12 protein-coding genes are annotated in these 10,917 nt (G+C 74.2%); 7 read left to right on the plus strand and 5 right to left on the minus strand.

The window, feature by feature from the left end; all coding sequences use genetic code 11:
- Positions 1 to 8 precede the first annotated feature (8 nt).
- The 5 genes from O4J56_RS09565 (at position 9) to O4J56_RS09585 (ending at position 3,874) form a co-directional block, all read left to right on the plus strand.
- Positions 9 to 407 (plus strand): roadblock/LC7 domain-containing protein, encoded by a 399-nt coding sequence (locus tag O4J56_RS09565; RefSeq protein WP_270685274.1) that lies wholly within the window; start codon positions 9 to 11, stop codon positions 405 to 407.
- Between the two features lie 11 nt (positions 408 to 418).
- Positions 419 to 793 (plus strand): DUF742 domain-containing protein, encoded by a 375-nt coding sequence (locus O4J56_RS09570; RefSeq protein WP_270685252.1) that lies wholly within the window; start codon positions 419 to 421, stop codon positions 791 to 793.
- Entirely contained in the window at positions 774 to 1,361 is a 588-nt protein-coding gene (locus O4J56_RS09575; protein WP_270685254.1) for a GTP-binding protein, read from the plus strand. The genes O4J56_RS09570 and O4J56_RS09575 overlap by 20 nt, the downstream gene beginning before the upstream one ends.
- 154 nt (positions 1,362 to 1,515) lie before the next feature.
- A complete protein-coding gene (locus tag O4J56_RS09580) occupies positions 1,516 to 2,490 on the plus strand; it encodes an oxygenase MpaB family protein (protein ID WP_270685255.1) in 975 nt (324 codons plus the stop codon).
- A 7-nt stretch (positions 2,491 to 2,497) separates the two neighbouring features.
- Positions 2,498 to 3,874, plus strand: coding sequence for an MFS transporter (locus tag O4J56_RS09585; protein WP_270685257.1), 1,377 nt, complete (start codon positions 2,498 to 2,500; stop codon positions 3,872 to 3,874).
- A 7-nt stretch (positions 3,875 to 3,881) separates the two neighbouring features.
- On the opposite strand, the gene O4J56_RS09590 is transcribed toward O4J56_RS09585, so the two are convergent.
- The 3 genes from O4J56_RS09590 to O4J56_RS09600 all read right to left on the minus strand — a co-directional run bounded on the left by O4J56_RS09590 (position 3,882) and on the right by O4J56_RS09600 (position 6,669).
- Complete coding sequence (locus O4J56_RS09590; protein ID WP_270685258.1) at positions 3,882 to 5,069, minus strand: metallophosphoesterase; 1,188 nt, start codon at positions 5,067 to 5,069, stop codon at positions 3,882 to 3,884.
- Positions 5,070 to 5,160: 91 nt separating this feature from the next.
- A complete protein-coding gene (locus tag O4J56_RS09595) occupies positions 5,161 to 6,072 on the minus strand; it encodes a hypothetical protein (RefSeq protein ID WP_270685259.1) in 912 nt (303 codons plus the stop codon).
- Between the two features lie 36 nt (positions 6,073 to 6,108).
- On the minus strand, positions 6,109 to 6,669 hold the full coding sequence (locus tag O4J56_RS09600; RefSeq protein WP_270685260.1) for a TetR/AcrR family transcriptional regulator: 561 nt from the start codon (positions 6,667 to 6,669) through the stop codon (positions 6,109 to 6,111).
- 105 nt (positions 6,670 to 6,774) lie between these two features.
- On the opposite strand from O4J56_RS09600, the gene O4J56_RS09605 reads away from it, so the two are divergent.
- On the plus strand, positions 6,775 to 7,197 hold the full coding sequence (locus O4J56_RS09605; RefSeq protein ID WP_270685262.1) for a nuclear transport factor 2 family protein: 423 nt from the start codon (positions 6,775 to 6,777) through the stop codon (positions 7,195 to 7,197).
- On the plus strand, positions 7,194 to 8,018 hold the full coding sequence (locus O4J56_RS09610; RefSeq protein ID WP_270685264.1) for a Rossmann-fold NAD(P)-binding domain-containing protein: 825 nt from the start codon (positions 7,194 to 7,196) through the stop codon (positions 8,016 to 8,018). Before O4J56_RS09605 ends, O4J56_RS09610 begins: the two co-directional genes overlap by 4 nt.
- Here the strand turns inward: O4J56_RS09610 and O4J56_RS09615 are convergent.
- Complete coding sequence (locus O4J56_RS09615) at positions 8,015 to 9,139, minus strand: NAD(P)H-dependent flavin oxidoreductase (RefSeq protein WP_270685266.1); 1,125 nt, start codon at positions 9,137 to 9,139, stop codon at positions 8,015 to 8,017. The genes O4J56_RS09610 and O4J56_RS09615 overlap by 4 nt on opposite strands.
- A gap of 157 nt (positions 9,140 to 9,296) precedes the next feature.
- Entirely contained in the window at positions 9,297 to 10,073 is a 777-nt protein-coding gene (locus O4J56_RS09620) for a decaprenylphospho-beta-D-erythro-pentofuranosid-2-ulose 2-reductase (RefSeq protein WP_270685268.1), read from the minus strand.
- Positions 10,074 to 10,917 lie beyond the last annotated feature (844 nt).

A 10,917-nucleotide genomic window follows, 5' to 3' on the forward strand; every position in this document is an offset into this window, starting at 1 on the left:
CGAAGGACTTGAACTGGCTCCTCGACGGGCTCGTCGAGCGCGCGGTGGGCGCCCGGTACGCGATCGTCCTGTCGGCCGACGGCCTGCTCATGGGCAGCTCGGCCGAGCTCGGCAAGGACGACGCCGAACAGCTCTCCGCCGTCGCCTCGGCCTTCCAGAGCCTGGCCCGCGGCACCGGAAAGCAGTTCAACGGCGGGGAGGTGCTGCAGACCGTGGTGGAGATGGAGCGCGCCTACCTGTTCGTCACCGGTGCGGGCAGCGGCGCCTGCCTGGCCGTGGTGTCCGAGGAGGGGTCCGACGTTGGACTCATCGCCTATGAGATGAACGTCCTTGTGGAACAGGTCGGCCGGTTCCTCGACGCGGCCCCCCGCGGTGACGGGAGGCCCGCGCCGGAGTCGGCCGGGTGACGGGAGGCACCATGGCGGATCCCCGCGATTCGGGTCCCGGCCAGGACGAGGCCGGATCGGTCGTCCGGCCCTACATCCTCACCGAGGGCCGGCAGCACGCCGACGCCGTCCAGCTGGACATGGTCAGCGTGGTCATCGCCGCGCGCGCCGAGGTCGACGAGATGGCCCTGGAACCGGAGCAGCTGCGCATCCTGGAGCTGTGCCGCAGGGCCCAGTCGGTGGCCGAGGTCTCCGCGCACATGGACATCCCCGTCGCCGTGGTCAAGGTGCTGCTCGGCGACCTCATCGGCCGGGGCTACGTCCTGGCCCGCGCCCCCTACACGACCGAGAGCCCGGTGAGCCGGGACGTACTGCAGGCGGTACTCGATGGCATCCAACGACTCTGACAGCAGCGGCGAGCACATCCCGGCCGCCATCAAGATCCTGGTCGCGGGCGGCTTCGGCGCGGGCAAGACCACCCTGGTGGGCTCGATCAGCGAGGTCGCGCCGCTCAGCACCGAGGAGCTGATGACCGAGGCCAGCCTGGGCGTGGACGACCTGTCCGGGGTGGAGCAGAAGAACACCACCACGGTGGCCCTGGACTTCGGCCGCATCACGATCAACGAGGACCTGGTCCTCTACCTGTTCGGCACCCCCGGCCAGCAGCGCTTCTGGTTCATGTGGGAGGAGCTGGCCACGGGCGCCCTGGGGTCGGTGGTGCTCGCCGACACGCGGCGGCTGGAGACCTGCTTCCCGGCGGTGGACTTCTTCGAGCGGCGGGGGATGCCGTTCGTGGTGGCCGTGAACTGCTTCGAGGGCGCGCACCACTACGAGGCCGAGGAGGTGCGTGCGGCGCTGAGCATCCCGCCGGAGGTTCCGGTGCTGCTGTGCGACGCGCGCGACCGGGCCTCCAGCAAGGAGGTGCTGCTGACCCTGGTGCGGCACGTGGCGCGGCGCACCGCGGCCCCGGCCTGACCCGGGATCGCCTGCGCCGCCGGGCCTGCCGCGCGGGGCGGAGTTCCCCGGGCGCGGGGGCGGCCGGTAGGGTCCCTACCGACCGGTACCTACCGGTCACTCGGTGGGTGTCCCCCCGGCCCGCCCCATCCCCACACCGCACCGGAGAGGCCCGATGAAACGGTTCGACTGGTACGACGAGATCCACCGCCTCGACGCCGAGGCCGACGCGCGCCGGATCACCTTCATCCTGGGCAGCCACGAGTTCCCCTGGGACATGTCCCAGGCCCTGGGGCTGGCCCTGTACCGGACCTACGCGGTGCCCAGCATCGGCGGACTGCTGGGCGACACCGAGGAGTTCACCGACCGCACCCAGCACCGCTACGACGACACCGCGCTGCTGCTGGGCCAGATGCTGCAGCACGGCTTCGAGCCGGGGCGGGGCCGCGACGCCCTGCGGCGCATGAACCAGATGCACCGCAGTTACGACATCTCCAACGACGACTACCTGTACGTGCTGAGCACGTTCGTGGTGATGCCCCCGCGCTGGCTCAACGACTGGGGCTTCGGGTGGCGCCGCCTGACCGAGCACGAGATCCGCGCGAACACCAACTACTACCGCGACCTCGGCCGCCACATGGCGATCAAGGACATCCCCGCGACGTACGAGGAGTTCTGCGAGCTGTTCGACTCCTACGAGCGCGAGCACTTCGGCTACAGCGAGGGCGGGCGCGCGGTCTCCGACAGCACGCTCGAGCTGATGCTCGACTTCTCCCCGTCCTGGCAGCGGCCGGTGATGAAGAAGTTCACCATGGCCCTGCTGGACGACCGCCTGACCGAGGCCTTCCGGTACGAGCCCGCGTCGGGCTTCTGGAAGGGCGCCGCGAAGTTCGCCCTGAAGGCGCGGGCGAAGGTGGTGCGGTTCATGCCTCCGCGGGTGGAGCCGTTCACCGAGAAGGACAACCCGAACATCAAGAGCTACCCGGAAGGGTTCGACCCGAGCCGGATCGGCACGTTCCCCCAGAAGTGCCCGGTCCCGCACGACCTGCGGACGGTGGAGGTGTCGGGCAGCCGCGACCGCGTCCCGGCGCCGGGCGAGGCGCTGCCGCCGGAGCAGCGCGCGGGCGGCCGGCAGGGTGAGCAGGTCTGAGCCGACCATGACCGCACCCCCCTCCGCGGAGGCCGGCGGCCTCCGCGGTTCGATGCTGCCCAGATCCGTCCACGCCGGCTACGGGGTGGGGGCGATCGCCACCCACGTGTTCACGACGGTCCCGTCCCTGCTGCTGCTCATCTACCTGACCGACGCCCTGGCCGTGGCGCCCGCCCTGGCCGGGTTCGTGGTGGTGGCGCCCAAGGCGGTGGACGTGCTGGCGGGCCCGTTCATCGGCATCCGCTCCGACCGGACCGTGTCCCGGTGGGGGCCGCGCCGCCCGTGGATGCTGGCGGGCACGTTCGCCCTGCCGGTGTGCTTCGCGCTGCTGTTCGCCGGCTTCCCCCTGCAGGGGGCGCCCGCCGCGTTCGCCGTGCTGGCGGTGTTCGTCGCCGCGGCCCTGTCGGCGTCGGTGTTCCAGGTCCCGTACGCGGCGATGCCCGGAGAGATCACCGACAACTACCACGAGCGGTCGGTGCTGCAGAGCTGGCGGACGGTGTTCGTGGGCGTGGCGCTGCTGCTGGGCGGTGCGCTCGCGCCCGTGCTGGTGCACAGCGCCGGCCCCGGGAACGCGATCGAGGGCTACCGCCTGATGGGCGTGGTGATGGCGGCCATCACGATGGCGGCCATGGCGGGGTGCGTGTACTGGACGCGCAAGGCGCCGCTGCGCCGCCGGGTGCACGAGGCGCGGGGGCTGGCGGCCCAGTTCCGCACGGCACTGGGCAACCCGCACTTCCGGCGGCTGCTCCCTGCGGCGTTCCTGCAGGTGGTCGCCTCGGGGACGATGATCGCGGGCGTGCCGTACGTGACCGAGCACGTGATGGGCGAGCCGGGGTACACCGCCCTGCTGGTGGTATGCGTGACGGTGCCGCTGATCGCGACCATGCCCGTGTGGATGGCGGTCTCCCGCCGCCTGGACAAGCGGCCGACGCTGGCCCTGGCGGCGGGGTTCTTCATCGCCGGGGCGGTCGGCCTGTACTTCATCCCGGTGATGGGCGGCCTGCCGTGGGCGATCGCCATGTCGGTGGTGGTGGGCACGGGCAACGCGGGCTGCACGATGCTGCCGTACTCACTGCTGACCGACTGCATCGCCGCCACGCGCGCGGTGAGCGGCAGGCACCAGGCGGGCGTGCTGGCCGGGATCTGGTCGTCGATGGAGGCCCTGGGCGGGGCGCTGGGCGCCCAGCTGCTGAGCGCTGCGCTGGCGGTGAGCGGCTACCGCCAGTCGGCCGCGGGCGAGGCCGTCGCCCAGACGGACCGGGCGCTGCAGGGCATGCTGATCGGGAGCACCCTGGTCCCCGCGGCCGTCATGCTGGCGTCGGTGCTGCTGCTGAGGCTGTACCGCCTCAACGCGGCGGAGATGGCGCGCCTGTCGGCGTCCTAGGCGCGGCTCAGGCGGCCCGGCCCTCCAGGGTCAGCAGGCCGACCTGCGGAGGGATGCCGACCCGCACCGGAGGTCCGTAGAACCCGATGCCGTTGGTGACGTAGAGCCACGTGTCGCCCACACGGCCCAGCCCCGACTGCACCGGGTTCTCCCGGGCGCGCAGCAGGTTGACGGGCACGGACTGGCCGCCGTGGGTGTGCCCGGACACCTGCAGGTCGACGCCGTATTCGGCCGCGTGGAAGACCTGCGCGGGCGTGTGGGCGGCCAGGACCACCGGGACGCCCTCGTCCCGGCCGCCCAGCGCCGCCTCGTAGTCGGGCGGGGAGCCGTGGGCGCGCCCGGCCTCGTCGTGGACCCCTGCCAGGTCCAGGCGCGCGCCGTCCTGCTCGATGGTCACGCGCTCATTGCGCAGGACGCGCAGGCCCAGCTCCTCCAGGTGTTCGAGCCACCCTTCGACCGGCCCGCTGACGCGGTAGTACTCGTGGTTCCCGGTGACGAAGTAGGCGCCGTGCGGCGCGCGCAGGTCCGCCAGGGCGGCGGCCTCCCCGGCCGACCGGTCGGCGGGCGCGTCCACGAGGTCCCCGGCGACGACCACCAGGTCGGGTTCCCGCTCGTTGAGCAGGTCCACCGCGCGGCGCAGGTGCCGTCCGTCCAGGAAGGGCCCCAGATGGGAGTCGGCCAGGACGCCCAGGCGCAGCCCGGACAGCCCGGGGCCGAGCCGCGGGACCGGCACCACGGCCTCGTGCACCTGCGGCGCGGCGAAGGCCGTGCGCGCACCCGCGCCGACGGTCCCCGCGGTGGCCACGAGGGCCGCGGCGGCGGCCCCGCGCGAGAGCACCTGGCGCCGGGCCCAGACCGGCCCCGCGTCGGCGCCGGGGGCGGCCCGGTCGGGGCGCGGGACCGCGGAGCGGCGCCGCAGCACGGCCCCCAGGAGGTGCAGCGGCTCCAGGACCACCAGCCACGCGGCCAGGTAGCACACCACCGCCACCCAGGTGAAGCCGGTCCAGGCCAGCCACGACGGGAACGACACCGCCAGCAGGGCCCGCACACTGAGCGCGCCCAGCACCGCCCCGCCCGCAAGTACCAGTCCGCCGAGCACCCGTGGCGGCCACGCGGAGGTGGTGCACCAGATCAGGCGCCAGCCGATGTAGGCGTGGACGGCGAGCATGAACACGGCGAGGGGGATCAGAAGCACGGATGTTCCCTGCGGGTGGGGGACATGACGCCCATTGGGACGAACGGGACCCGGCGGGTGGTTCCGGCCGGCTCCGCCCGGCGCTCGCGGTTCACTGGACCAGTTCGGTGTGGCCGTGGCTCCCGCCCGGATAGGGGAACGCGCCCGGGTAGGTCGGGCAGACGTAGATCTGCAGGTTGTCGTTGTCGGCGATCTGGATCCCGGCCGGTGACGAGGCGTCCCGGCCGACCTGCGCGGCGAGGTCCCGGTCCTCCTCCGCGACCCAGCGCCGGTCGCCGTCCCATTCCGTCGAGGCGATGGTCAGCAGCGGGGCCATCCTCGCGCCGCAGTGGTGGCAGTACCGGGCGACGGGGTCGGTGCGACCCCAGGGAGCCCAGCCGCCGAGCTTCCAGCCGGGTGCCATGGAGAGCTCGTCGGCGTAGAAGTACTCGGTGTGGCCCTCGTAGGCGCCGTCGACCGCGACTCCGGCCGCCCGCCACGTCTCCGGGTCCTTCAGGCGCCGCTGGGCCCGCCCGCTCAGCTCCAGGAGGTTCGGGTACTCGGTGACGGGCTCCGGTGCGAGCACGCACGGCTCGGGGACCAGGTGGTCGAAGTCCGCCTCGGTCTCGGACGGCTCGGGCGGGTCCGTGAGCACGTCGGTGACGTCGGCGGCGTTCCGCCAGAACAGCTGGGTCACGAGTTTGAAGTCCGGCGGGTGCTCGCTGGGGCACCACAGCACCTGGAGCAGGTCGGCGCGGCCGAACGACCGCAGCAGGGGGACGTCGCGCGCGTACACCTGGGCGATGGGGACCAGGGGGCAGGGCGGCCCCTCGTGCCACAGGTCGCAGGTCGGCCACGGCTGGCGGGCCGGCCACAGCAGCGGCCCGCCGACCGAGGAGTCCTGCGGCGTCGGGGCGCCGGGGCGGGGGTGCAGCCGGTATGCCGTGCGCCCCAGCGGCGCGAGCCAGGGGAAGGCCGCCGCGACGTCGACCGGCCGCGGCGGGGTGGTGCGGGTGGTGTTCATGGGCACGATGCTGCCACCGGACTGAGACGGTCCGGCTCACGCGCCCCTGCCGCAGACGGAGCGGACCAGCTCCTCCACCCCCGCCTTCAGGCGGGCGTCGGGCCAGTCGGCGAGGTGATCGACGAGGTCACTGCGGACCGCCGCCAAGAGCGCGTGGGCGAGGAAGTCGGCCGCCTCGGGGCCGCGCGCCTCGGCTATCAGGGCCGTCACCCGCCCGTGCCAGTGCCCGTAGGCCGCGTTGGTGTAGGGGCTTCCCCCGCCGAGGCTCTCCAGCGCGCGGGACAGCGCCCGGTTCTCGATCTTGAAGCGCAGCAGGGCGTCCATGGCGCGCACGAGCGCATCGACGGGGTCGTCGGCCGCGCCGTCGCCGCCGCCCTCCGCCTCGGACTCCTCGGCCATCCGCTCCGCCCGCAGCTCGTACAGCGCGCGGATCAGCCCGGCCCGGTCGCCGAAGCGCCGGAACAGCGTCCCCTTCCCCACGCCCGCCGCGGCGGCGACGTCGTCCATCGACACGGCCGCCGGGTCATCGGCGGAGTCGAAGAGCAGGCCCGCGGCCTGGAGCACGGCCTCGCGGTTGCGCGCGGCGTCTGCCCGCACGGAACACCTCCTTGCTAAACGGACCGACAGTCCGTTACGTTAAACGGACCGATGGTCCGAATCGTAGCGGCCCCTCCCCGCCACCACCGTCAGAAGGGCACACCCATGCCGACCGACGCACCCGAGCGCCCCGACGCGCTCTTCCGGCGCGGCCTCGACCTCCTGCTCGCCAAGGACATGCCGGGCTTCATCGGCCTGTTCGCCGACGACGCGGTCGTGGAGTTCCCGTTCGCCCCGCCCGGCCGCCCCGGCCGCCTGGAGGGGCGCGGCGAGGTGCACGACTACCTGATCGACTACCCGGACACCTTCGACGTGCGCCGGATCCGGGTTACCGCCGTCCACCGCACCGCCGACCCCGAGGTGGTCGTGGCCGAGTTCTCGGCCGAAGGCGCCCTCGTCGCCACCGGCGCGCCGTACGAGGCGCACTACATCGCCGTGCTGACGGTCAGGGACGGCCGCATCGCGCACTACCGCGACTACTGGAACCCCCTGCTCGCCCTGGCCGCGGAAGGGGGCGCCGCCGCATGAGCATCCTCGTCACCGGGGGCACCGGCACCACGGGGAGCCGGGTCGCCCGGAAGCTCGCCGAGCGGGGGCACGCGCACCGGGTCGCCAGCCGGCGCGCCGCCGACGGGCGGGTCCCCTTCGACTGGTACGCCCCCTCCACCCACGCCGGTGCGCTGGAGGGAACGACCGCCCTGTACCTCGTCGCCCCCATCGGCGAACCCGACCCCGAGCCGGTCATGGGGCCGTTCCTGGAGCGCGCCGCCGAGGCGGGGGTACGCCGCGCCGTCCTGCTCAGCGGGGCGCCGATCGAGCCGGGCACGCCGGGGCTCGGCCGGGTGCACACCCGGCTCGGCGACCTCTTCGGGGAGTGGGCGGTGCTGCGCCCGACCTGGTTCGCGGACAACTTCACCGGCGACCACCTGCAGGGCCAGCTGGCCCGCGAGCGGGGCGAGATCGTGAGCGCGACGGGGACGGGCCGGGTGCCCTTCGTCGCCGCCGAGGACATCGCCGAGGTCGCGGTGGCGGCCCTGACCGACGCCGTCCCGCACGACACGGACCACGTCATCACCGGGCCGCGGGCGGTGACCTACCAGGAGGTCGCCGAGATGCTCGGCCGGGCGATGGGGCGGACCGTGCGGCACCGCGCCCTGAGCGCCGACGAGCTCGCCGAGTACTGGGAGAAGGAGGGTATGGACCCGGACTTCGCACGCCTGCTCGCCGACATGGACACCGCGATCGCGGCGGGCGCGGAGGACCGCACCACCACGGCCGTGCCGGACACCACCGGCCGCCCGCCACGGACGCTGGAGGAGGTGTTCGCCGAGGCCCTGGCGGCGCGCTAGCCGGGCTCCGCCTCCGCCAGGCGGCCCAGCCGCTCCACCGCCTCGCCGAACTCCTCCATCAGCTCGTACACCACCTGGGAGCAGGGCTTGACCCGGTCGATGCTGCCCACGATCTGCCCCACCGGCGAGGGCGTCAGAGTCGGGTGGCGGACCCGCCCGACCCGGCGCAGCGCGTCGGCGATCAGCATGAACTGCAGGGGCATGGGCAGCGTCCCCGGCGAGCCCTCCTCCTCCCAGGCGCGGGTCCAGTCGTTGCGCAGCATGCGGGCGGGCTTGCCGGTCATGGAGCGCGAGCGGACGGTGTCGGACGACGAGGCGTGCAGGATCTGTTCCAGGGCCCCCTGGGGGGTGTCGGCCTCCTCAGTGGCCAGCCACACCGACCCGGTCCACACCCCCTCGGCGCCCAGCGCCATGCCCGCGGCCATCTGGCGGCCGCGCCCCACGCCGCCGGCCGCCAGCACCGGGACGGGCGCGGCCTCGTCGACGGCCTCGGGCACCAGCACCATCGTGGACACCTCGCCGGTGTGCCCGCCCGCCTCGGTGCCCTGGGCGACGACGACGTCCACGCCCACGTCGCACTGCTTGCGGGCGTGCCGGCGGGAGCTGGCGAGCCCGGCGACCTTGACGCCGTGCCGGTGGGCCTGCTCGACGACGTCGGGCGGCGGGGCGCCCAGGGCGTTGGCCAGCAGCGCGATGGGGTGCTTGAGGGCGACCTCGACCTGGGGGCGGGCGGTGGCGTCGGTCCAGCCGAGGAGGAAGCGGCCCGCGTCGGTGTCGGTCAGCTCGGGGACTCCGTGCTCGGCGAGGAGGGCGTCGACGAAGCGGCGGTGCCCGTCGGGGATGAGGGCGCGCAGCCGCTCCTGCAGCTCTTCGCCGGAGCCGGCGCCCAGCTCGGCCCCGGCGTAGGAGGAGGGCATGACCACGTCGACGCCGTAGGGGCGGCCGCCGGTGTGCGCGTCGATCCAGGCGAGCTCGGTCTCCAGCTCCTCGGGGGTGAAGTACAGGGCACCGAGCACGCCCATGCCCCCGGCCCGGCTCACCGCGGCGACGACGTCCCGGCAGTGGCTGAAGGCGAAGACGGGCAGGTCGATGCCGAACATCTCGGTGACACGTGTGCGCATGCCGCCATGAGAACATGGAATTGAAACGTGTTCTAGACCCGCGAAGCCGTCTCTTCCTGGCGGTTCCTGAACACGGGCAGAACCCGTTCCGAAAGCTCCGGCAGGGCGGGTGGGCGGCAGGGCGGGTGGGAGGGCGGCGGGGGGGCGGGGCGTCCGCTCAGCGGGGCAGGCGCCGCCACATCGAGCGCGGGAGCATCCGCATCCCGGTGAAGACGTAGCGCAGCACCGAGGGCACCCACACGGTCTCGCGTCCGGTGCGCAGCCCCTCGGCGACGGCGGCGGCGACCTGCTCGGCGGTGGCGGGGAACGGCGCGGCGGGCACGTGCCGGGACATCTTCGTGGGCACGTAGCCGGGGCGGACGATCATCACCCGGGCGCCGGTGCCGTGCAGGGCGTCGCCCAGCCCCTGGGCGAGGCCGTCCAGCCCGGCCTTGGCGGCGCCGTAGACCAGGTTGGCGCGGCGCACCCGCACGCCGGCCACCGAGGAGACCACGACCAGGGTGCCGTGGCCCTGTTCGCGCAGGCGCGCGGCCACCGCCAGGTCGGCGGAGACGTGGCCGGTGAAGGTGGCGGCCGCGGCGTCGGCGGCGGAGGCGGGGTCGGCCTCGAAGGCGGCCTGGTCGCCGAGGACGCCGAAGGCGTCCACGACCACGTCGAGGTCCCCGGCCAGCTCGGCCGCGGCGGCGACGGCGGCCGCGTGGCCGCCGGTGTCGGCGGCGTCGAAGTCGAGCGGGTGCACGTCGCGCGCACCGGCGGCGCGGAGCCGGTCGGCCTGCTCCTTCACGCCGCCCTCCCGCTCACCGGTGGCGCCCCGCGCCGCGAGCACGACCGTGCGCGCACCGCCCCGCACCAGGCGCTCGGCGATGGCGAGCCCGATCTCACTGCGCCCGCCCAGGAGGAGAACGGTGTCCACGGCTCCGACGGCGTTCCGCATGCCAGTCCTTCCGATCAAGCGACCTGCGCGCCCCGACTTGGGGACAGAAGCCTCCCAGAGGCGTCACCGAACCCGGAACCCAGGGCCGGTGCCCGCACCCCCTGTGATGGTGATCCCGGGAACATGGAGGCTGAAACCGCCTTCTGGGTGTTGGGCTCCCGCGGTGCAGGTGGACGGCTGGGCCGGTCCGGTCCCCCGCTTGCGGACCCCGCCCGGGCGGAAGGCCGCCGGAGTGTCGGGTGGGAGGGCGGCGATGACGAAGGTCAGCGGCCCACACCGCAGCGTCGTCGGCCGCCGGGCGTGTGCATGGTCGCCGTGATCGGCGGCGACGGCAAGAGCCGGGCGGTTCCCCGATCCTGCCTGCCAGGCGGCAGGCCTCTCGCGGTCCGGGTAGGCGGCTGAGCTGGTACCCCGCTTGCGGGCCTCACCCGGGCGGCAGCCCGCCGGAGTGCAAGGTCGCAAGGGCAGCGACGGCGGAAGCGGGGCGGTTCCCCGGCCTTGCCTGCCGTCCGACAGGCCCCTCGCGGACCGGGTAGGCGGGACGGCTGGGCTGGTACCCCGCTTCAGGGCCCCGCCCGGGCGGCGGGTCGGTGGGGTGCAGCGTTGAGGGCGGCGACGACGGAGGTGGGCGGCCCTCGGCGCAGCGTCGTCGGCCGTTGGGCGTGTGGGTGGTCGCCGTGATGGGCGGCGACGGAGTGAGCGGGGCGGTTCCCGGGCGCTGCCTGCCGGGCGGCGGGCGACCGGGCGGGCGCGTGGCCACCCGCGCTCGTGGCGCCCCGGCCCCGCGGTGCGCCCCTGCCCGGCGATGATCTCGACAAGGGTGCTGTCATTCCGGCGGTTTTGA

The sequence above is a fragment of the Nocardiopsis endophytica genome, assembly GCF_027706725.1.
Taxonomy (GTDB): domain Bacteria; phylum Actinomycetota; class Actinomycetes; order Streptosporangiales; family Streptosporangiaceae; genus Nocardiopsis_A; species Nocardiopsis_A endophytica.